General features: G+C 67.5%; 21 protein-coding genes. 11 read left to right on the top strand and 10 right to left on the bottom strand.

Going from position 1 to position 19,075, the window contains the following annotated elements:
• Positions 1-13: 13 nt before the first annotated feature.
• The 4 genes from QPR87_RS16170 (at position 14) to QPR87_RS16155 (ending at position 4,308) form a co-directional block, all read left to right on the top strand.
• Positions 14-817, top strand: a complete 804-nt coding sequence (locus tag QPR87_RS16170) for a S49 family peptidase (protein ID WP_285050361.1) — start codon at positions 14-16, stop codon at positions 815-817.
• Positions 818-920: 103 nt separating this feature from the next.
• On the top strand, positions 921-1,691 hold the full coding sequence (locus QPR87_RS16165; RefSeq protein WP_011748595.1) for an SDR family oxidoreductase: 771 nt from the start codon (positions 921-923) through the stop codon (positions 1,689-1,691).
• A gap of 301 nt (positions 1,692-1,992) precedes the next feature.
• A complete protein-coding gene (gene uvrC / locus QPR87_RS16160; protein ID WP_011748596.1) occupies positions 1,993-3,864 on the top strand; it encodes an excinuclease ABC subunit UvrC in 1,872 nt (623 codons plus the stop codon).
• A gap of 12 nt (positions 3,865-3,876) precedes the next feature.
• Positions 3,877-4,308 (top strand): DUF6841 family protein, encoded by a 432-nt coding sequence (locus QPR87_RS16155; RefSeq protein WP_011748597.1) that lies wholly within the window; start codon positions 3,877-3,879, stop codon positions 4,306-4,308.
• 6 nt (positions 4,309-4,314) lie between these two features.
• Here the strand turns inward: QPR87_RS16155 and QPR87_RS16150 are convergent, their stop codons facing one another.
• The 5 genes from QPR87_RS16150 to QPR87_RS16130 all read right to left on the bottom strand — a co-directional run bounded on the left by QPR87_RS16150 (position 4,315) and on the right by QPR87_RS16130 (position 9,487).
• Positions 4,315-4,944 (bottom strand): ABC-type transport auxiliary lipoprotein family protein, encoded by a 630-nt coding sequence (locus QPR87_RS16150; RefSeq protein ID WP_285050359.1) that lies wholly within the window; start codon positions 4,942-4,944, stop codon positions 4,315-4,317.
• 8 nt (positions 4,945-4,952) lie between these two features.
• A complete protein-coding gene (locus QPR87_RS16145; RefSeq protein WP_230999371.1) occupies positions 4,953-6,254 on the bottom strand; it encodes an MlaD family protein in 1,302 nt (433 codons plus the stop codon).
• 4 nt (positions 6,255-6,258) lie between these two features.
• Positions 6,259-7,035 carry an ABC transporter ATP-binding protein gene (locus QPR87_RS16140; protein ID WP_285050356.1) on the bottom strand — a complete coding sequence of 259 codons (777 nt, stop codon included), beginning with the start codon at positions 7,033-7,035 and terminating at the stop codon, positions 6,259-6,261.
• Positions 7,032-8,126, bottom strand: a complete 1,095-nt coding sequence (locus tag QPR87_RS16135; RefSeq protein ID WP_011748601.1) for an MlaE family ABC transporter permease — start codon at positions 8,124-8,126, stop codon at positions 7,032-7,034. The genes QPR87_RS16140 and QPR87_RS16135 overlap by 4 nt, the downstream gene beginning before the upstream one ends.
• A 443-nt stretch (positions 8,127-8,569) precedes the next feature.
• Complete coding sequence (locus tag QPR87_RS16130) at positions 8,570-9,487, bottom strand: LysR family transcriptional regulator (protein WP_285050353.1); 918 nt, start codon at positions 9,485-9,487, stop codon at positions 8,570-8,572.
• 90 nt (positions 9,488-9,577) lie between these two features.
• On the opposite strand from QPR87_RS16130, the gene metF reads away from it, so the two are divergent.
• Positions 9,578-10,441: a methylenetetrahydrofolate reductase [NAD(P)H] gene (gene metF / locus QPR87_RS16125; protein ID WP_285050351.1), complete on the top strand. Its 864-nt coding sequence runs from the start codon at positions 9,578-9,580 to the stop codon at positions 10,439-10,441.
• A gap of 27 nt (positions 10,442-10,468) precedes the next feature.
• On the opposite strand, the gene QPR87_RS16120 is transcribed toward metF, so the two are convergent.
• Together QPR87_RS16120 and QPR87_RS16115 are read right to left on the bottom strand one after the other, a co-directional pair.
• Complete coding sequence (locus QPR87_RS16120; RefSeq protein WP_285050349.1) at positions 10,469-11,581, bottom strand: T6SS phospholipase effector Tle1-like catalytic domain-containing protein; 1,113 nt, start codon at positions 11,579-11,581, stop codon at positions 10,469-10,471.
• Between the two features lie 80 nt (positions 11,582-11,661).
• The gene (locus tag QPR87_RS16115; protein WP_041530253.1) at positions 11,662-12,819 is read right to left on the bottom strand and encodes a type III PLP-dependent enzyme; all 1,158 of its coding nucleotides are present in this window, start codon (positions 12,817-12,819) and stop codon (positions 11,662-11,664) included.
• Positions 12,820-12,957: 138 nt separating this feature from the next.
• On the opposite strand from QPR87_RS16115, the gene QPR87_RS16110 reads away from it, so the two are divergent.
• A complete protein-coding gene (locus QPR87_RS16110; RefSeq protein ID WP_011748606.1) occupies positions 12,958-13,389 on the top strand; it encodes an Lrp/AsnC family transcriptional regulator in 432 nt (143 codons plus the stop codon).
• Here the strand turns inward: QPR87_RS16110 and rsmD are convergent.
• Positions 13,356-13,952 carry a 16S rRNA (guanine(966)-N(2))-methyltransferase RsmD gene (rsmD, locus tag QPR87_RS16105; RefSeq protein WP_285050346.1) on the bottom strand — a complete coding sequence of 199 codons (597 nt, stop codon included), beginning with the start codon at positions 13,950-13,952 and terminating at the stop codon, positions 13,356-13,358. The genes QPR87_RS16110 and rsmD overlap by 34 nt on opposite strands.
• Positions 13,949-15,145 carry an NAD(P)/FAD-dependent oxidoreductase gene (locus QPR87_RS16100; protein ID WP_230999376.1) on the bottom strand — a complete coding sequence of 399 codons (1,197 nt, stop codon included), beginning with the start codon at positions 15,143-15,145 and terminating at the stop codon, positions 13,949-13,951. Before QPR87_RS16100 ends, rsmD begins: the two co-directional genes overlap by 4 nt.
• A 79-nt stretch (positions 15,146-15,224) precedes the next feature.
• On the opposite strand from QPR87_RS16100, the gene QPR87_RS16095 reads away from it, so the two are divergent.
• Positions 15,225-15,707, top strand: coding sequence for a peroxiredoxin (locus QPR87_RS16095; RefSeq protein WP_041530254.1), 483 nt, complete (start codon positions 15,225-15,227; stop codon positions 15,705-15,707).
• On the opposite strand, the gene QPR87_RS16090 is transcribed toward QPR87_RS16095, so the two are convergent.
• A complete protein-coding gene (locus QPR87_RS16090; protein ID WP_011748610.1) occupies positions 15,641-16,354 on the bottom strand; it encodes a winged helix-turn-helix transcriptional regulator in 714 nt (237 codons plus the stop codon). The genes QPR87_RS16095 and QPR87_RS16090 overlap by 67 nt on opposite strands.
• An 88-nt stretch (positions 16,355-16,442) precedes the next feature.
• Here QPR87_RS16090 and QPR87_RS16085 point away from each other — a divergent pair, with 88 nt between their 5' ends.
• The 4 genes from QPR87_RS16085 to QPR87_RS16070 are packed head-to-tail and all read left to right on the top strand — an operon-like array spanning position 16,443 to position 18,867.
• Positions 16,443-16,799 carry a DUF1428 domain-containing protein gene (locus QPR87_RS16085; RefSeq protein ID WP_011748611.1) on the top strand — a complete coding sequence of 119 codons (357 nt, stop codon included), beginning with the start codon at positions 16,443-16,445 and terminating at the stop codon, positions 16,797-16,799.
• An 11-nt stretch (positions 16,800-16,810) separates the two neighbouring features.
• Positions 16,811-17,599 carry a VOC family protein gene (locus QPR87_RS16080; protein ID WP_285050345.1) on the top strand — a complete coding sequence of 263 codons (789 nt, stop codon included), beginning with the start codon at positions 16,811-16,813 and terminating at the stop codon, positions 17,597-17,599.
• Positions 17,596-18,231, top strand: a complete 636-nt coding sequence (locus QPR87_RS16075; protein WP_285050343.1) for a YceI family protein — start codon at positions 17,596-17,598, stop codon at positions 18,229-18,231. The genes QPR87_RS16080 and QPR87_RS16075 overlap by 4 nt, the downstream gene beginning before the upstream one ends.
• A 3-nt stretch (positions 18,232-18,234) precedes the next feature.
• Positions 18,235-18,867: a glutathione S-transferase family protein gene (locus QPR87_RS16070; RefSeq protein WP_285050341.1), complete on the top strand. Its 633-nt coding sequence runs from the start codon at positions 18,235-18,237 to the stop codon at positions 18,865-18,867.
• The last annotated feature ends 208 nt before the right edge of the window (positions 18,868-19,075 follow it).

The raw sequence follows: 19,075 nt of genomic DNA, 5'->3' as shown, positions 1-19,075 counted from the left end.
CTATCTGGAGCCCATGAGAATTCCGTTCCTGAACCGCCCGGCCACCGTCGCCGTCCTGCGCCTGCAAGGTGCCATCGGGGTTGCCGGCCGCGGCGGCCCCGGCCTGTCCGATGCCGCGCTGGCGCCTCTGCTGGAACGCGCCTTCAAGCGGCGCAAGCCCGCCGCCGTGGCCTTGGCTCTGAACTCGCCCGGCGGCTCGCCGGTCCAGTCCAGCCTGATCGGTGCCCGCATCCGCCGCCTGGCCGAAGAGCGCGGGATCCCGGTCCATGCCTTCGTCGAGGACGTGGCGGCCTCGGGCGGGTACTGGCTGGCCACGGCGGCGGATTACATCTGGGCCGACGACAGCTCGGTGCTGGGCTCGATCGGGGTGATCTCCTCGGGCTTCGGCTTCGTCGAGCTGATCCAGCGCCACGGCATCGAGCGCCGCGTGCATACCGCCGGTCGCTCGAAATCGATGCTGGATCCGTTCCGGCCCCAGACCCCCGAGGACATCGAGCGGTTGGACCGCCTGCTGGGTCCGATCCACGAGGCGTTCAAGGACCAGGTGCGCGCGCGGCGCGGCAACCGCCTGCCCGAGGATCGCGACCTGTTCACCGGCGAGATCTGGACCGGCCGCGAGGCGGTCGAACTGGGACTTGCCGACGGGATCGCCCATCTGGTCCCGAAGATGCGCGAGCTTTACGGCAAGGAGGTGCGCTTCCTGACCTATGGCCAGCGTGTGCCGCTGCTGCGCCGCTTCGGCCTCTCCGCCGATGATTTCATCGACGGCATCGAGGAACGCAGCGCCTTCGCGCGTTTCGGGGCGGGGCGCGGATGATCAAGACCGTCATCCTGTGCCTGCTCATCATCGTCGCGCTGGCCCTGGCCGCCGGCCCGGGGGTGCGCCGCGTGATCGCGAGGCTGCTGGGGATCGGGCGGAAATGACCGCGCTGGTGACCGGGGGCGCCCGCCGTCTGGGCCGTGCCATCACGCTGTATCTGGCCCGGCGCGGGCTGGACGTGGCGATCCATTACCAAAGCTCGGCCGCCGATGCCGAGGCCACCGCCGCCGAGGCCCGCGCCATGGGCGTGCGCGCCCAGATCTTCGAGGCCGACCTTCTGGATCTCGACCAGAGCGAGGCGCTGGTGGACCGTGCCCATGCCACGCTGGGACCGCTGACGCTTCTGGTCAACAACGCCTCGATCTTCGAATACGACAATATCGCCACGGCGACGCACGAAAGCTGGGACCGCCACATGGGCTCGAACCTGCGCGCGCCCTTCATCCTGACGCAGGCATTCGCGCGCCAGGTTCCCAAGGCTGACCGCAGCGGCACCGAGCCGGTGGCGCGCGGGCTGGTCGTCAACATGATCGACCAGCGCGTGCTGAAGCCGACACCGGAGTTCATGACCTATTCGCTGGCCAAGGCCGGGCTGTGGTGGCTGACGCGAACCTCGGCCCAGGCGCTGGCGCCGGATATCCGCGTCAATGCCATAGGCCCCGGCCCGACCATGCAGGGCATCCGCCAGTCCGACAGCCATTTCGCCAACCAGCGCGCCGCGACCATCCTGCAACGCGGCGCCGGACCCGAGGATGTCTGCGCCGCGCTAGGCTATCTGATGGACGCGCCTTCGGTCACCGGACAGCTGATCTGCGTGGACGGCGGCCAGCATCTGGCCTGGCGAACCCCCGATGTCCTGGGAGTCGAATAGAGCAAAAATCCGCCGGTCTGCGGCAAGTTGTCCACCTTGCGGAACGCGTTCACGCAATCTTCACGATTCTGGTAAGAAATTCAGAGGATTGTGAAGGAGAGAAAAAATATCTCCTTTAATCAATGCCTTATTCTAGTGCCTAGAATTTGTGCAAATCGAGGAAACCCCAACAAACGCTAATTGAACGCGTGATACTCCCAAGCTGATTCACAGAGTTATCCACAGATTCCGTGGACAGGATTCAGCTTGAACTTCCCAGCACCAGCTTGCAGCCGAGCCCGAGAATCATTTGGTTAGCCATATGACCGATTCCACCCCAGAAACGCGCCCCGCCAAGACGGGCCACGCGCTGATCCAGGACTATCTGAAGACGCTCGACGGCTCGCCGGGGGTCTATCGGATGCTGGACCAGCAGGGGGCGGTGCTTTACGTCGGCAAGGCGCGGAACCTGCGGGCGCGGGTCTCGAACTATGCGCGCGGCAGCGGGCATTCGGCGCGGATCGCGCGGATGATCCGCGAGACCTGCTCGATGATGTTCCTGACCACGCGCACCGAGACCGAGGCGCTGCTCTTGGAGCAGAACCTCATCAAGCAGCTCAAGCCGCGCTACAACGTGCTGCTGCGCGACGACAAGAGCTTTCCGAACATCCTGGTGGCGAAGTCGCACCCCTTCGCGCAGATCAAGAAGCATCGCGGCGCCAAGGCGGAAAAGGGCGACTATTACGGCCCCTTCGCCAGCGCCGGGGCGGTCAACCGGACGCTGAACCAGTTGCAGCGGGTGTTCCTGCTGCGCTCTTGCACCGACGCGACCTTTTCCAGCCGGACGCGGCCCTGCCTGCTTTACCAGATCAAGCGGTGCAGCGCGCCCTGCGTCGGCCGCATCGGGCTGGAGGAATACAACGCCCTGGTCGCCGATGCCGAGCTGTTCCTGCAAGGCAAGTCCACCGCAATCCAGGCCCAGCTGGCCCGCGAGATGGCCGAGGCGGCCGAGGCGATGGAATACGAGCGCGCCGCCGCCTTGCGCGACCGCATCAAGGCGCTGACCGCCGTGCAATCGGTGCAGGCGATCAACCCGCGCGGCGTACCCGAGGCCGACGTGATCGCGCTGCACATGGAGGGCGGGCAGGCCTGCGTGCAGGTCTTTTTCATCCGCGGCAACCAAAGCTGGGGCAACCGCGATTTCTATCCCCGGCTGAACGGGGTCGAGTCGGCCGACGAGGTGATGCAGGCTTTCCTGGCGCAGTTCTACGACGGCAAGGTGCCGCCGCGGCTGATCCTGCTGTCGCACGGCATCGAGGACCCCGACCTGATGACCGAGGCGCTGTCGGAAAAGGCCGGGCGCAAGGTCACGCTGGGCGTGCCCCGGCGCGGCGAAAAGGCCGAACTGGTGGAAAACGCCCTGCGCAACGCCCGCGAAAGCCTGGCGCGGCGCATGTCGGAAAGCGCCGCGCAGCAGCGGTTGCTGGAGGGACTGGCCGAGGCCCTGGACCTGCCTGCCGTTCCGCAGCGCATCGAGGTCTATGACAACAGCCATATCCAGGGCACCAATGCCGTGGGCGGCATGGTCGTCGCCGGCCCCGAGGGCTGGATCAAGAGCCAGTATCGCAAGTTCAACATCAAGGGCACCGAGATCACGCCGGGCGACGATTTCGGCATGATGAAAGAGGTGCTGACCCGCCGCTTTTCGCGCCTGCTGAAAGAGGATCCCGACCGCCAGACCGACGCCTGGCCCGACCTCTTGCTGATCGACGGCGGCGCGGGGCAGGTCTCGGCCGTGCATGAGATCATGGCCGAGATGGGGGTCGAGGACATTCCGATGATCGGCGTCGCCAAGGGCGAGGATCGCGACCACGGCAAGGAAGAGTTCCACCGTCACGGCCAGCGCCCCTTCGCCCTGCGGATGAACGATCCGGTGCTGTATTTCATCCAGCGCCTGCGGGACGAGGCGCATCGCTGGGCCATCGGCACCCATCGCGCCAAGCGGGCCAAGGCGGTGATGGCCAACCCGCTGGACGAGATCGCCGGTATCGGCGCCGCCCGCAAGCGGGCGCTTCTGGCGCATTTCGGCAGCGCCAAGGCGGTCAGTCGCGCCGGCCTTGCCGATCTGGTCGCGGTCGAGGGCATCAGCGAAGCCATGGCGCAGAAGATCGTCGATCATTTCCACAAGGGCTGACAGGAGGAAGCCATGGAGGACATCATTCGCACATTCTTCGCCCGCTATGAGCGGCTGTTCGCGCAGGCCCTGGCCGGCGAGGCGGAGATGGAAGAGGTCGCCGCGCTCTACGCCCCGGAATTCATCGCCGCCTCTCCGGCCGGGGTGAAGGCGGGGCGCAACGACGACCAGCTACGGCAGGCCATGGCGCAGGGTTATGCGCATTACCGGGCCATCGGCACGAAAAAGATGACGATCCGCGAGATCCGGCTGTCGCCGATGGACGCGCTGCATTGCGTGGCCCATGTCGGCTGGACGGCCCTCTATGACCGGAGCGACGCGCCCGAAATCGCCATCGAATTCGAGGTGCATTACCTCGTCCAGATCCTCGACGGCACGCCCAGGGTCTTTGGCTGGGTGACCGGCGACGAAGAGGCGCTGCTGAAACAGCACGGCATCGTCTGACCAGGGCTAGCGGCAGCGCGCGGGATTGACCCCCACCGCCCGCAATCCCCAATCGGTCATCTGCGCGACAAGCTGCTGGCCCGCCGCATCGAAGGCCGGGATCAGGTCGGCGGTTTTCGTCGTCGGCGCCTGGGCGGTGGCGGTGAAATGCCCGCGCGAGACGACGCGGGCGTCCATCTCGCGCACCATCTGCGCATCGACCGTCAGCTTGATGGTGGCGCCCTGCCCCGCGACCTCGGCATTGAAGTCGTTGACCTCGGAAATCAGCGCGTAGTCGCCGGCCGTGCCCAGCGGCGCGCGGCCGACATGGGTAAAGGCATCATAGACGCCAAAGCCGCGCACCAGCAGGGTCTGCAGGGTGACGGGCACCGTATCGCCCCAGCGCGCATCGGGCAGGTATTGCGTCTGCAATTCGTTCGGGCGGACCATGATGCGGTCGGTGTCCAGCGTGCCGCGCGCCTTGGGCGGCTCGATCACCAGTTCGGCCAACCGGCCCCGGCCGCAGCTGCGCGGCACGTCCGAAGGCGGGCGCAGCTCGAACACATCGCGGTCGGGCTCTCCCTCCAGCGCGCGCAGCGCGGCGCAGCCCGGCAGGGTCAGGGTCAGGACAAGCAGGGCGGCGGTGATGCGCATCATGGACTCCCTCAACGGCGGAACTCGGGCACGCGCGGCCCCGAGAAGACTTGCGACGGGTTGCGCCTCAGCGCCGAGACCAGCTCGTTCACATTGCCCACCAGCCCGCGCAGATCGCTGGCCATGCGGGTGAATTGCGGCAGCCCCTCGCGGGTGAAAGCCTGCACCGGGGCGCGGGCGCTGTCCAGCATGCCGCGCAGGCTGGCAAAGGCGGCATCGGCGCTGTCGGCGGCATTGCGAAAGCGGTCGGTGATCTCGGGCAGGTCGGCGACCACGCGGTCAATGGCCTCGTTCGCCTTGCCCAGCGTCACGCGCAGATCGGCCACCACCGGCTCGACATTGCTGTTGATGACCCGGTCGGCGCCGTCGAAGGCCCGCTCGGCCGAGGCCAGCGTGCGGCTCCCGACCTCCAGCGCCGCATCCAGGCTGTCGAGGCTCTGGTCCGCGCGCTCGGTCAGCCGGTTCAGATCGGATTGCAGCGTGGCGGCGGTCTGGTCCAGCCGCTGGGTCAGCGTCTTCAGGTCGCCCGAGACATAGGCGCGTACCTCGTCCAGCGTGGCGGTGCCGGAGTCCAGCGCCGTATCGACCTTGGCCGCGCTTTCGTTGAACTTGGCCAGCGCGGTGTCGGCATTGCCCAGCGTCGTCTCGGCCGCCGCGCTGAGCCCGTCCAACCGTTCGCCGAAGGCCGAGATGTCGGATGCCGCCGAGGCGATGGAATCGGTGGCCGTGGTCACATCGGCCAGCGCCTTGTCCAGGCTGGCGCTGGAGCGTTCCACATTGTCCAGGATGTTGCGCACCCGGTCCTGGTTTTCGTCGCCCAGCAGCTTGGTCAGTTGCTCGGCCACGGTGTTCAGCCGCGACAGCATCTCGGGGCCCTGTTCCGACAGCGTTTGCAGGGCCGAGCGGTTGGCGGCGATCACCGGGATCGAATCCGGGTCCACGTCGCGCAGCAGCGGCGAATCGGGCCGGCCCGAGGTGATCGCGACATTGGCGATGCCGGTCACGCCCTGGATCTCGATCGAGGCGCGGGAATCGGTGCGCACCGGCGTATCCTCGGCCACCTCGACCCGAACCCGGACCGCGCCGTTCACGCTTGGCGACAGTTGCATGTCCACGACCTTGCCGACGGAAAGCCCGGCGAAAAGCACCTCCGAGGACACGCCCAAGCCCGACACCTCTGGGAAATAGATGTCGTAATAGGCGAATTGCCGGTCCAGTTGCAGCTTGGCGAACCACATCAGGAACAACAGCATCCCCAGGAAGCCCGCGATGGTAAAGGCTCCGATCAGGACGTAATTGGCCTTGGTCTCCATGGGCTTACTCCTTTGCGCGGCCGGTGGTCATGGCGGCGCGGGCGCGCGGACCGTGGAAATATTCATGCACCCAAGGGTGATCGACCCGAAGCATTTCGGCCATGGTGCCGCTGACCAGCACCTTCTTTTCCGCCAGGACCGCGATGCGGTCGCAACAGGCATGCAGCGTATCGAGGTCATGCGTCACCAGAAAGACCGAGAGGTCCAGCGCATTGCGCAACTCGACGATCAGCCGGTCGAAGGCATCGGCGCCGATGGGATCAAGCCCCGCCGTCGGCTCGTCCAGGAACAGGATCTCGGGGTCCAGCGCCAGCGCGCGCGCCAGCCCCGCGCGCTTTCTCATGCCGCCGGACAGGCCCGAGGGATATTTGTCGTTCGCGTTCCACGGCAGCCCGGCCATCGAGACCTTGAGTTCCGCCAGCCCCTGCCGCGCCTCGGGCGTAAGCCCCGGCACGGCGCGCAGCGGCACCTCGACATTCTCGCGCACGGTCAGCGAGGAAAACAGCGCGCCCCCCTGGAACATCACGCCCCAGCGCCGCTCCAGCGCCTCGCGCGCGGGGCCGGTCAGCGCGCCCACGTCCTGGTCGAAGACCCGGACCGTGCCGGCGGTCGGCCGGTTCAGCCCGACGATGGTGCGCAACAGCACCGATTTCCCGGTGCCCGAGCCGCCGACCACGCCCAGGATCTCGCCCCGCCGCAGGTCGAGGTCCAGCCCGTCATGCACCACATGGCGGCCGAACTGGGTGCGCAAGCCCCGAACCTCGATGATATTCCCGCTCACAGCCCCACCTCGGAGAAGAAGATCGAGAACAGCGCATCCGCGACGATCACGGCAAAGATCGCGTTGACCACGGCGCGCGAGGTCTCGGCGCCCAGCGATTCCGCGTCCTTGCCGACCTTCATCCCGGCATGGCAGCCGATGACGCCGATGATCAGCGCAAAGACCGGCGCCTTGGACAGGCCGACGATGACATGGTCGACGCTGGTATCCGCCAGGAGCCGATAGCGGAACATCGAAGGCGAGATGCCAAGTTCGATCCAGGACATCAGCGCGCCGCCGACCAGCCCGGCGATATTGGCGATCAGGCCCAGGATCGGCAGGGTGATGATCAGCGCCAGCACGCGCGGCAGGATCAGCACCATGTCGGGGTCCAGCCCCAGCGTGCGCATGGCGTCGATTTCCTCGTTCATCTTCATCGAGCCGATCGAGGCGGTCAGGGCCGAGGCGGTGCGGCCCGCCACGATGATCGCGGTCAGAAGGATGCCCAGTTCGCGCAGGATCGAAATGGCGATCAGGTCGATGACAAAGACCTCGGCCCCGAACTGGCGCAGCTGGACCGCGCCCTGAAAGGCCAGCACGATGCCGATCAGGAACGACATCAGCGCCACGATGGGCACGGCGCGCAGCCCGGTTTCCTGGCAGTGATACACCAGCGAGGTAAAGCGGAAATCGCCGGGATGCCGGATGCCGCGCGCCAGCGCAGCCAGAAAGCGGCCCAGATATTCCGCGATCTCGCGCAGGAACACCAGCGCGGCGACCATGCGGCGGCCGGTCTGCTCCAGCATCAGCCGCCAGCCGGCAGGGCCCGCAGATTCGGCCTCGGGCTGCGGCAGCGCCTGCCGCACGGTGTCGAGCAGTTGCGCCTGCGTCCCGGTCAACCCGTCCAGGCTTGCCCCCTCGCGTTCGCGCCCGGTCAGATACCAGGCGGCGGCGGTGTCGAGGCGGGTCAGCCCCGACAGCTCCAGCCGGCTTGCGGTCCCCGCTTCGGGCGGCAACTGGCCCAGCGTCCAGACGGTGAACTCGCCCGCCAGCCGCAGCACGCCGTCCGAGACGGAGGCGCTAAGCTTGGGATCGGTGGGAAGGCTGGCCATGACGGTCCTGATCGCAAGGGGTGAATGGGATTCATCCAGCGATTGCCGGAGTTTGTCAAATCCGGCCGGCACTCCCGGCCGGACGCTGTGGCCGATCCGCCCCTGGCCGGGCACGGGGCCTGCCGCGCGGCAAAAGCCGATACACGCATTTGCCGGGGCTTTCGATATTGTCCATATTGACTAAAATACGCGCCATGATTTAGTTGGGGCGTTCCGTTATGCCGCACGGCGCGACAATCGCCCGTAGAGGCCGGCTTGAACATGCTGCGGACCGGCTGGTCCAGCATGCGCGGCCGGGATGAAGAATACCGCTTGCGGCATGGCCCGCGGCCCTTGCGGCCAAGGCACATGCCCGGGAAGAGCTCCTCGGGATCCGGCTGAACGAGTATTATTTTAACCATGATCCCGAGGATGACCGTCCTCGCTGCCCTCCGGCACAAAGGTCAGCCCTGCGCCAGGGCACGCATCATCCTGACCGGCTCGGTCCTGGCCAGGCGCAGCACATGCGCCATATAGGGCTGTTGCAGATCCTCGGTCCGCAGCGCGGCGTAAAGCCGGCGCAACATGCCCTGACGGCCCAGCGGCAGCAGCGCCAGTTCGGGATTGCCGGCCTGGGCGCGCAGCACCCAGTCGGGCATCACCGCCACCCCGCGCCCGGATGCGATCAGCATCAGCGCGATGGCCGTCTGTTCGACCTGCCGCAGATGCGCGGGCTCGACCCCGGCCGGATCGAGGAATTGCGAGAAAACGTCCAGCCGCGCGCGGTCCATCGGATAGGTGATCAGCGTCTCGCCCGCCAGGTCGGCCGGCTCGGCATAGCCCTTGGCGGCCAGCCGATGGCCGGCGGCGACCACCATGGTCGGGGCATAGTCGAACAGCGGCTGGAAGGTGATGCCGGCCAGTTCCTCGGGGTCGGAGGAGATCACCATGTCCACCTGCCCCCGCTGCAAGGCCGGCAGCGCCTTCAGCGCCAGGCTGGAGCGGATGTCCAGATCGACCTCGGGCCAGGCGCGGCGGAACTGGTCCAGCACCGGCAGCAGCCAGTCGAAGCAATGATGGCACTCCATCGCCACATGCAGCCGCCCGGCCCGGCCCAGCTCAACGGCACGGAAATCGGCCTCGGCCGCCTCGATCAGCGGCAAGACCTGCTCGGCCGTGCGCAACAGCCGCATCCCCGCCGCCGACAACCGCAAGGGCTTGGTCTTGCGCAGGAAAAGCTCGATCCCCGCCTGCTCTTCCAGGGCCTTGATCTGGTGCGACAGCGCCGATTGCGTCAGGTTCAGCACCTCGGCCGCGCGGGCCAACCCCCCCTGCTCATGGATGGCGCGCAGGCTGCGCAGGTGGCGAAGTTCAAGGTGCATCTTGATCGGAACTCATGATAATCTTGAGGATTATGAATTTGTCTCACGTCGCCGCGCATGTCACAAGGCCTGCGACAAAAGGATGGCACCATGACGACACCCGCGATCAGCTTCGAATTCTTTCCGCCCCGGAACCTCGACCAGTCGTTCCGGCTGTGGGAGACGGCGCGCGCGCTGGCGCCCCTGGGCCCGGATTTCGTCTCGGTCACCTATGGCGCGGGCGGCACCACCCGGCAGCTGACGCATGAGGCGGTGACGGCGCTGGCCAGCCATTACGGGCTGAACGTCGCCGCCCACCTGACCTGCGTCGATGCCACGCGCGAGGAAACGCTGCAGATCGTCCAGGATTACGCGGCCGCCGGCGTGCATGAGATCGTGGCGCTGCGCGGCGATGCCCCGCAAGGGCAGGACCGCTTTACCCCGCATCCCGACGGTTTCGCCAATTCGGTCGAGTTGATCGAGGCGATCGCGGCGCGCGGCGACATGACCGTCCGCTGCGGCGCCTATCCCGAACCGCACCCCGAAAGCCCCGACACCGCCGCCGACGTGGCCTGGCTGAAGCGCAAGGTCGATGCCGGCGCGACTTCGGCGATGACGCAGTTCTTCTTTGACGCCGAGACCTATTTTCGCTTTCGCGACTCCTGCCTCGCGGCGGGGATCGAGACGCCGATCATCCCCGGCATCCTGCCGATCCAAAGCTGGGCCGGCACCCGCCGCTTTGCCGAACGCTGCGGCACCTCGGTCCCGCAATGGGCCGAGGACGCCTTTGCCGCCGCCGGCAAGGAAGGCGAGGCGCAACTGGCGCTGGATGTCTGCGTCAAGCTGTGCGAGCGGCTGGTCGAGGGCGGCGTGGATAAGCTGCATTTCTATACGCTGAACAAGCCCGAATTGGTGCTGAAGGTCTGCGCCGCGCTGGGAATCCAGCCCAAGGGCGAATTCTCGCGGGTGGCCTGAACCGGGACGGCGGGAAGGGCCAAGGCGTCAGCCATCCGGCCCCTCGCCGGGTTGTGCCGCCGTCTCGGGCTGCGTGCGGGTCTGCGCGACCGCTGCGGCCTGCGCGGCCATTGCGGACCCCGCCGCAGCCGGCACCTTCGGCCTCGCCCGGACCAGCCGGCGATGCGGGCGCGGCGGGGCGGCATCGGCCAGCGCCCCGGCCAGCAGCGCCGGGCCGGTATAGGGCCGCGGCACGGAAGGATGCAGCACCTCGGACGGGTCCGCCCCGGCAAGGCGCGGCGCGCGCGCCAGGAATGCCTTGCCCCAGTTGCGCCACGACCCGACCGAAGGCGCGGTGGCGTCGCAGGCGAAATGCCTGCGCCAATCGTCGGGCAGCGGCAGGCCGAACCCTTCGGCCCGCGACATCATCCAGACCAGCGGGATATTGGCCAGCGGCCGGGCATATTCCAGCCCCAGAAGCTGGCCGCCCACGTCCGGGTGGCAACCGCGAAACCACATCTGCTCGATCCGGCCCGGCGTCGAGGCGCTGTCCCAGATCAGCGGCTGAAAGGCGGCGCGAGTCTCGTCCAGGGCCAGCGCCTGCACACCATGCTCGACCTCGGCACCCAGATGCGCGTCGTGGAAGCGAAAGCGCGGCTCGGTCAGCATCCAGAGCAGCGGCAACCTGATCCCCAGCGCCATCACCGTGTCGAAGACGCCGATCATGCGAATCGGCACCACCGGATGGCAAAGCGTGGGGTCCAGCCTGCCGACCAGCCGGTCGCGGCCCTGTCGGTAAAGCTGCCAGGCCTGCTGCACGTTGCGGCGCGTGGCATGGGCATGGGTCAGCAGCCCGACCCGCCCGATCATCCCCGCAAGCGAGCGCACCGCAAAGGCGCCACGGGAATAGCCAAAGAAGAACAGCGGATTGCCCGGCCGCCATTCGTGCGCAAGCCAGGCATAGGCATCGCAGATATGCCGCTCCAACGCCGAGCCCATGGCCAGTTCCGGCAGCGTGCGCCAGGCATCCCATTGCTGGCCGGGGGCGTAATGCACCCGCACAGGCGCGGGCAGCGCGCCGCATTCGCCCGAGAGCAAGGCATGGATTCGGGCGATGGACGACCTTCGCCCCTCGGTCAGCGAGGCGAAGGTGCCATCCATCAGGACGATCTGGCATATCGGCGGACGCGTTGATTCCATACGCCGACGCTAGCACGGAAAAACAAAGCGTCGATTAATGCCTATTCAAGCGCGTTCACGGTCAGGTGTGCCATCAGCCCGAAACCGTTGAATCGGGTGTTGGTGACGGTCGAATAGGCGCCGGCACCGTGGAAGATGACATAGTCGCCCTCCTGGATATTGGCCGGCAGGGTCAGTTCGCCCGGCAGTCGGTCCACCGAATCGCAGGTCGGGCCGAAGATGATGCGCGGCATCGGCTCGTCCTCGCGCGGGGTGCCCTCGGGCGTCAGCACTTGCAGCCGGTCGAGGTTGCCGACGATGGGCAGTTCGAACAGCCCGCCATAGACGCCGTCGTTCAGGAACACGTTCTGGCCGTCGCGCACCGCCTTGACGCGGGTGATCAGCGCGAAGGCATCGGCGCAAAGCCCGCGGCCGGGCTCACAGACCAGTTGCGGCGCGTCGGTGCCGAAGGCTTCGTCGGTCACACGGCGGATCAACTGGAAGATCGCGGTCAGGTCGGGCTCGACCCCGGTCACGCGATGCGAGGGGAAGCCGCCGCCGACGTTCAGCCGCCGCGCCTTGACGCCGGCCATGGCGCAGATCTCGGCCGCGGTTGTGATGTAGCTTTCCCAGGCATGCGGATCGGTGCATTGCGTGCCCGGGTGGAAGGTCAGCGAGGGGATATAGCCGCGATCCGCCACCGCGCGCAGCAGTTCCGCCGCCAGTTCCGGCGAGGCGCCGAATTTCGAGCCGAAATCATAGGCCGCGCCCAGCACCGGCAGCTTGAAGCGCGGCGAGATCTCGCAATTCTCGGCAGGCACGCGGACGAAAAGCTTATCCAGCTCCGAACGGCTGTCCACCGACCAGGACTTGATCCCGGCCTCGACGGCATGGGCGATCTCGGCCTGCGAACGCACGGGGTTGTGGTAATGACGTGCCGCGTCCGGCGCCAGCCGGCCGATCAGGTCGATCTCATAGGGCGAGGCCACGTCGAAGCCCTTGACCCCGGCGGCCGAGAGGGTGCGGATCACCGCCTCGTCCGGGTTGGACTTGACCGCATAGGTGACCAGGCCCGGAAAGCCTTGCAGGAAACGCTGCGCGGCGGCGCGCAGGACCGAGGGGGCAAAGACCATCACCGGATTTTCCGGCGTCAGCCTGCGAATGATCTCGGCGGGATTGCTCCAGACGGTCTTGGGGCCGCGGCCCTCGGTCAGTCCCATCGGCATGTCCTTCCTGTGCGCGTGCGGAGTGGAAACAAGTCTGCGCCCTATGGGTTCCGATTGCTGCAATGAAAAGGGTGGAAATGGGCCGCGGCTTCGTTAATATGACGAAAAATTCGGCAAATCGACAGGTGGCGGGTGGACGAACTTGATCGCGGGATTCTGGCCCATCTGGCGCAGGATGCGCGCATGTCCGTAGCGGTTCTGGCGCGGCGGCTCAAGGTGGCGCGCTCGACCGTGCAGGCGCGGCTGGAGCGGCTGGAAACCTCGGGCGCCATTGCCGGTTACACGCTGCGGCTGGGCGATTCCGCGCGCGAGCATCGCATCCGCGCCACCTGCCTTCTGACCATCGAGCCGCGGGCACAGGCGGCGATCCTGGCCCGGCTGCGCAGCCTGCCCGAGGTCGAGCGCATCCATACCACCAGCGGGCGCGTCGACCTTTTGCTGCAACTGGCGGCCATATCGACCAGCCAGCTTGACGATGTGCTGGATCAGATCGGCGGATTGACCGGCGTGCGCTCAAGCGAGAGCCTGATTCACCTCTCCACCAAGCTGGATCGCGCCACCTGATCGTGTCCGGCGCGCAACAATGTGACAACTGTGTCGCCATATTTGCGCTGGTCGATCTGCTCCAGCCCGGCGACCGGGCCGGGCGCGGCCGATTCCTCCCAGACCACCATGCCGCCCGGGGCGATCCAGCCGCCGGCCAGGGCCGATTCCAGCGCACGCTCGCCCAATCCCTTGCCATAGGGCGGGTCCAGGAACACCAGCCCGTAAGGCGCGCCGCGATTCTCGCCCAGCCGTGTCGCGTCGCGGCGCCAGACGTCGGTCACGCCCATGGCGCGGGCCTTTTCGATATTGGTGCGCAACAGCCCCCGCGCCGCCACGCCGTTATCGACGAAGGCCACGCGGGCAGCCCCGCGCGACAGCGCCTCGAGCCCCAGCGCGCCGGTGCCGGCGAACAGGTCCAGGACCCGCGCGCCGGGGACCGGATTGCCATGCGTGCCGTTGATGAGCAGGTTGAAGATCGATTCGCGCACCCGGTCGGTGGTCGGGCGCAGATGCGCCGCCGGATCGCCCGCACCGACCTCGGCCAGTTTCAGCCCGCGCAGGGTGCCGCCGACGATTCTCATGCCATCAGCGCCTTCAGCTCGACCGCCTCGGCCACGGCTTCGGGGCTGGGCGAGCGGCCGGCCTCGATCAGCCGCTTGCCGATCATATAGGCGCGGGCGTCGTTCAGCGCGTCCACCGCGATCAGCCGGCCGTCGCGGTAATACCAGACCGAGCCGCCATTCGCCGCGGGCCGGGTCACCACCCGGTCGTAACCCAGGTTCAGCCCGGCGATCTGCAACTTGGCGTCGAACTGGTCCGACCAGAACCACGGCTTCGGCACATAGGCGGCATCGGCGCCCAGCATGTTCGCCGCCACCGCCTCGGCCATGTCGATGGCATTGCCGACGCTTTCCAGCCGCAGCCGCCCACCCGCCACTGGAAAGCTGGCGCAATCGCCCGCCGCCCAGATCGCCGGGTCCGATGTGCGGCCAAGCGCATCCACGGCAATGCCGTTGTCGATGGCCAGCCCCGCCGCCTCGGCCAGCGCGGTCTCGGGCGCGATGCCGATGCCGCAGATCACCAGATCGGCCGACAGGCGGCGGCCGTCGGCCAGTTCCACGCCATCGGCAGCGGTTTCCCCGGTGATGCGGGCGATGCCGGTGCCCTCGACGATCCCGACGCCATGGGCACGGTGCAGGGCGCGGATCATGTCCGCGGTCTCGGGCGCGGCGACGCGGCCCAGGATGCGCGGCGCCGCCTCGACCAGCGTGACCTCCAGCCCCAGCTTGCGGGCCACCGCCGCGGCCTCCAGCCCGATATAGCCGCCGCCGATCACCACCAGACGGTGCCCGGCGACCAGCGCCGGCTGCACCCCCGCGATGTCGGCAAGGTTGCGCACCACATGCACCCCCGTCAGGTCGCCGCCCATCGTGGCGGGCAGGCGGCGGGGCGCGGCGCCCAGCGTCAGGACAAGCTGGTCATAGGGATATTCGCCGCGATCCGTCGCCACCACGCGGCGGTCGCGGTCGATGCGCGTCGCGCGTTCCCCCAGATGCAGGGCGATGCCCTGTTCGTCCCACCATTCCGGGGCGCGCAGCGTCAGCCGGTCCAGCCCCATCTCGCCCAGCAGGTAAGCCTTGGACAAGGGCGGGCGCTGATAGGGCGGCGCGGGCTCGTCGCCGATGATGGCGATGCCGCCATCATGCCCCAGCGCGCGCAGTTTCGCCGCCAGAGAGGCCGCCGCCTGCCCCGCGCCAAGGATCACGATGTTCATTCTTCGCCCTCGCTGGTTTGCCCGCGGCGCAGAGCCTATAGTCGCGCCCGGAACGATGCAATTGACGGAGGAACCGCGCATGTCCATCGCAAAAGGCGACAAGCTGCCCGAAGGCACGCTGCTGAAACTGGGCGCCAACGGCCCCGAGGAAGTGGCGGCCGCCGACCTGGCCCAGGGCCTCGTGGCGATCTTCGCCGTGCCCGGCGCCTATACGCCGACCTGCACCAACGCCCATATGCCCAGCTTCGTGAAGAATGCGGCCAACTTCCGCGACAAGGGCGTCTCGCGCCTGGTCTGCATCACGGTGAACGACCCCTTCGTCGCCGGGAAATGGGCGGCGGATACCGGCGCGACCGATGCCGGCATCGAGGTGCTGGCCGATGCCGACGGCAGCTTCACCAAGGCGCTGGGGATGAACATCCAGGGCGCGGGCTGGGTCAACGGCCGCTCGAAGCGCTATGCCATGCTGGTCAGCGACGGCACCATCGAAGAGCTTCAGGTCGAGGAAGCGCCCAGCGCCTGCTCGGTTTCCTCGGGCGAATCGCTGCTGGAACTGGTCTGAGGCTCCAGGCGGAAGAACGCCGTGAACTGCTGCGCGGCATTGCGGTCGCCGCGCAGCCCGATCAACCCGGCCGAGGCCAGGGTTACCGGCCCCGGGCCATAGACCGCAGCCGCCAGCGCATTGCCCAAGCCCTCCAGCACGAAATCCGCCTGCGGCGCCCGCGCCGCCCGGACTTGCGGCATGCCTTGCGCAGACAGCGTGACCTCGAACCCCTCCTTGCCCGAGACGAAGCCGGCACGCAGCGGTGATCCGGCGGCGGCCGCGCTGTCCACCGTGGCCGAGATCGAGATCATCAGCGCGGAAATGCTGATGAATTTCCGCGGATCGTGCCCGGGCATGACCAGCGCCCAGCGGCAAAGCTCGCGCAGCACCGGATGCAGCGCCCGGCCGGCATCGGTCAGCGCATAGACCCCCAGCACATCGTCATGCGCCACCACCCCCGCCTGCACCAACTGGGTCAGGCGCTGGGTCAGCACGCTGGCCGTGACCCCGGGCAGCCCGGCGCGGATCATCTGGAACCGCTTGGGCGCGAACATCAATTCGCGCACCACGAGCAGCGCCCAACGGTCGCCGATGAAATTCAGCGCATGGGCGCCAAGGCACCCTTCCTCATAGCGCAGTCGCGAGATCTTGCCGGTGTCAGTCATGTTTCGATATTAGCAGTTGCTTTTTAATACTGCAACTGCCAACCTGCGACTCATTGGCGCATGCAGCGCCCGATGAGGAGGAAGAGAGATGACCTACTACTCCGGTTTCCTGCTGCCGGTTCCGACGGCGAACAAGCAGAAATACATCGACATGGCCCAGGGGGCCTGGTCCATGTTCAAGCGCTATGGCGCGCTGCGCATGGTCGAGGCCTGGGGCGTGGACGTGCCCCGCGGCAAGGTCAACGACTTCTACATGTCCACCCAGGCCAAGGACGACGAGACCGTCGTGTTCTCGTGGATCGAATGGCCCGACAAGGCGACCGCGGATGCGGGCTTCGAAAAGATGATGTCCGACCCCGAGATGCAGGGACCGCCAGAGATGCCCTTCGACGGCATGCGGATGATGTGGGGCGGCTTCGAACCCATCGTGGACGAGAAAGCCTGAAGGGGGCCGTCATGTATCACGGCAAACCCTGCTGGTTCGAGCTGTCCACCGCCAAGGGCGGGCTCGACGCGGCCGAGGCCTTTTATGGCAAGGTCCTTGGCTGGACGACCGCCGATTCCGGGATGGAGGGATTTACCTATCACCTGGCCAGCCATGGCGGCGACATGATCGCCGGGTTGATGGAGATGCCGGACGATTGCGCCGGCGTTCCGCCCTTCTGGATGATCTATTTCGACGTGGACAATGCCGATGCCACGGCAGCCAAGATCAAGACGCTGGGCGGCTCGGTGTTCCGCGAGCCGGCCGACATTCCCGGCACCGGGCGTTTCGCCGTGGTCACCGACCCGCAGGCCACCACCTTCGGCATCCTGCAACCGGCGCCGATGGACCCGCAGCCCCCGGTCGAATCCGGGGCCTGGAACCAGGGCAAGGAAAGCCACGGCAACTGGATCGAGCTGATGTCCACCGATCCCGGCGCGGGCTTCGATTTCTATGCCGAGCTGTTCGGCTGGACGAAGTCCACCGCCATGGACATGGGCGAGATGGGCACCTACCAGCTGTTCGCCTGGCAGGGCACCGAGATCGGCGGCATGATGGGCCTGGGCGACGCGCCCGTGCCTTGCTGGCTGCCCTATTTCGGCGTGAACGGCATCGATGCCGCCATCGCCCGCATTCGCGACGGCGGCGGCGAGGTTCTGCACGGCCCGATCGAGGTGCCGGGGCCGGCCTTCATCGCGGTGGCGCGCGACCCGCAAGGCGCGCATTTCGCCATCGTCGGGCCCAAGGACGAAACGCCATGATCCGCGCATCCCTGATCGCGCTTGCTCTCTGGGCCGCACCCGCTGCGGCCCAGGAGGTGACGCCGGACAGCATCCCGCGCGGCCAGCAGGACTATCATGCCGCCGGCGCCGGGGCCTATCGCCTGGATCCGGCGCATTCGGCGGTGCAGGCCCGCGTGCCGCATATGGGCTTTTCGGTCAGCGTGTTCCGCTTCGGCACCGTCTCGGGCCAACTCGACTGGAACCCCGACGACCCGGCGCGAACCAGGCTGGAAGCCGAGGTCGAGATCGCCTCGATCATGACCCCGGTCGAGGGCTTTGCCGAGATCCTGACCGGCCCGGACTATCTGGACAGCGCGACGAACCCCACCGCGCGCTTCATCGCCGACAGCTTCACCGCGGAAAGCCCGACCCAGGGCACGGTGTCGGGCCAGATCACCCTGCTGGGCAAGACCCAGCCCGCCACGTTCGACGTGACCCTGATCGGCGCGGGCAAGGGCTATACCGGCGACGAGGCCGGCAATCCGGTCATCCGCGACCTGATCGGCATCCATGCCGAGACCGAGATCGACCCGCAGGCCCATGGCATGAACGCGTTCTTCACCGATCCGATCACCATCGAAATCGACGCCGAGTTCGCTCGGCAGGAGTAAGCCATGACATATGCGATCACGACCTATGATTGGGTGCCACCCTTTGCCGTCGGCTATGTCCGCGACCTGCGCATCCGCTGGGCCTGCGAGGAAGCCGGCCTGCCCTATGAAATCGAAACCACCAGCGTGCGCGAAAAGACCCCGCAGCATTTCGCGCGCCAGCCCTTCGGCCAGGTGCCGATCCTGAGGGATGGCGAATTGTCGCTGTTCGAGAGCGGCGCCATCCTGCTTTACCTGGGCGAGCGCTCCGAGGCGCTGATGCCGCGCGAGGGCGCGGCTCGCGCCGAAACGCAGCAATGGCTGATCGCCGCCCTCAACAGCCTTGAGCCGGCGGTGATGGCCATGGCGCTGGCGCGGATCTTCGACCAGGACGCCCGGGCCGAGGAACTGGCCCTGCCGCGCCTGCACGAACGCCTGGCGCAACTGGTCCCGGTGCTGGAGGGGCGGGAATTCGTCACCGCCGGCCGCTTCACCATCGCCGACCTGCTGCTGGCCGACGTGCTGCGCATCGTGGACAGCATGGGGGAACTGGCCGCCCATCCGGTGCTTGTGGCCTATATGAACCGCATAACCGCGCGCCCGGCCTTCCAGCGCGCCCATGCGGCGCAGGTCGCGCATTTCGCGCAGGCGGCGTGATGCCGGCGCTTCGGGCCTCCCGTTCGCATCCGCTTGTCGGAGGCCGCCGGTAGCGCCTTCCGGGGCCGGTGCCGCGTTCAACCTGTCGCAACCCCAGGACGCGGCGCTTTCGGAAAGTCTCTGGCCAGTGTTTCCAATGCGGGAGGATGGCGCGACGGTGCTGCCGGAAAGCGCGATGGTTCCGGCATTTTCCCTTCAAACAGGGGAT

It is taken from the genome of Paracoccus sp. SSJ, assembly GCF_030234105.1.
Lineage (GTDB): Bacteria > Pseudomonadota > Alphaproteobacteria > Rhodobacterales > Rhodobacteraceae > Paracoccus > Paracoccus denitrificans.
The sequence above is the reverse complement of the archived record's forward strand: the minus strand, read 5'-3'. Positions and strand labels throughout refer to the sequence as shown.

Bases quoted from the DNA above. Each gene is read 5' to 3' on its own strand.
- QPR87_RS16165 (WP_011748595.1), top strand. From the start codon at position 921: ATGACCGCGCTGGTGACCGGGGGCGCCCGCCGTCTGGGCCGTGCCATC.
- rsmD (WP_285050346.1), bottom strand. From the start codon at position 13,952: ATGAGAATCGTCGGCGGCACCCTGCGCGGGCTGAAACTGGCCGAGGTC.
- QPR87_RS16080 (WP_285050345.1), top strand. From the start codon at position 16,811: ATGTATCACGGCAAACCCTGCTGGTTCGAGCTGTCCACCGCCAAGGGC.
- QPR87_RS16090 (WP_011748610.1), bottom strand. From the start codon at position 16,354: ATGACTGACACCGGCAAGATCTCGCGACTGCGCTATGAGGAAGGGTGC.
- QPR87_RS16070 (WP_285050341.1), top strand. From the start codon at position 18,235: ATGACATATGCGATCACGACCTATGATTGGGTGCCACCCTTTGCCGTC.
- QPR87_RS16150 (WP_285050359.1), bottom strand. From the start codon at position 4,944: ATGATGCGCATCACCGCCGCCCTGCTTGTCCTGACCCTGACCCTGCCG.
- QPR87_RS16135 (WP_011748601.1), bottom strand. From the start codon at position 8,126: ATGGCCAGCCTTCCCACCGATCCCAAGCTTAGCGCCTCCGTCTCGGAC.
- metF (WP_285050351.1), top strand. From the start codon at position 9,578: ATGACGACACCCGCGATCAGCTTCGAATTCTTTCCGCCCCGGAACCTC.
- QPR87_RS16085 (WP_011748611.1), top strand. From the start codon at position 16,443: ATGACCTACTACTCCGGTTTCCTGCTGCCGGTTCCGACGGCGAACAAG.
- QPR87_RS16095 (WP_041530254.1), top strand. From the start codon at position 15,225: ATGTCCATCGCAAAAGGCGACAAGCTGCCCGAAGGCACGCTGCTGAAA.
- QPR87_RS16145 (WP_230999371.1), bottom strand. From the start codon at position 6,254: ATGGAGACCAAGGCCAATTACGTCCTGATCGGAGCCTTTACCATCGCG.
- QPR87_RS16170 (WP_285050361.1), top strand. From the start codon at position 14: ATGAGAATTCCGTTCCTGAACCGCCCGGCCACCGTCGCCGTCCTGCGC.
- QPR87_RS16155 (WP_011748597.1), top strand. From the start codon at position 3,877: ATGGAGGACATCATTCGCACATTCTTCGCCCGCTATGAGCGGCTGTTC.
- QPR87_RS16115 (WP_041530253.1), bottom strand. From the start codon at position 12,819: ATGGGACTGACCGAGGGCCGCGGCCCCAAGACCGTCTGGAGCAATCCC.
- QPR87_RS16075 (WP_285050343.1), top strand. From the start codon at position 17,596: ATGATCCGCGCATCCCTGATCGCGCTTGCTCTCTGGGCCGCACCCGCT.
- QPR87_RS16100 (WP_230999376.1), bottom strand. From the start codon at position 15,145: ATGAACATCGTGATCCTTGGCGCGGGGCAGGCGGCGGCCTCTCTGGCG.
- uvrC (WP_011748596.1), top strand. From the start codon at position 1,993: ATGACCGATTCCACCCCAGAAACGCGCCCCGCCAAGACGGGCCACGCG.
- QPR87_RS16120 (WP_285050349.1), bottom strand. From the start codon at position 11,581: ATGGATGGCACCTTCGCCTCGCTGACCGAGGGGCGAAGGTCGTCCATC.
- QPR87_RS16130 (WP_285050353.1), bottom strand. From the start codon at position 9,487: ATGCACCTTGAACTTCGCCACCTGCGCAGCCTGCGCGCCATCCATGAG.